Below are 215 nucleotides of genomic sequence, written 5' to 3' on the forward strand. Positions count from 1 at the left end.
GAGGGGTCGCCGATGATGGCCAGGACGGTGCCGACCTCGACGGTCTCGTCCTCGGGGACACGGATCTCCAGCAGGACGCCGGATGCGGGGGAGGGGACCTCGGTGTCGACCTTGTCGGTAGCGACCTCCAGCAGGGGCTCGTCGGCCTCGACGGTGTCTCCCACGGCCTTGAGCCAGGAGGAGACCGTCCCCTCGGTGACGGACTCACCCAGGGC

The 215-nt window shown here is 70.2% G+C and carries 1 protein-coding gene; it reads right to left on the reverse strand.

From position 1 onward, the window contains the following. A partial coding sequence (locus tag HMPREF2883_RS11860) for a biotin/lipoyl-containing protein (protein ID WP_305366972.1) occupies window positions 1–215 on the reverse strand: 215 nt, incomplete at both ends.

The sequence above is a fragment of the Actinomyces sp. HMSC075C01 genome (assembly GCF_001812965.1).
GTDB lineage: Bacteria > Actinomycetota > Actinomycetes > Actinomycetales > Actinomycetaceae > Actinomyces > Actinomyces acetigenes.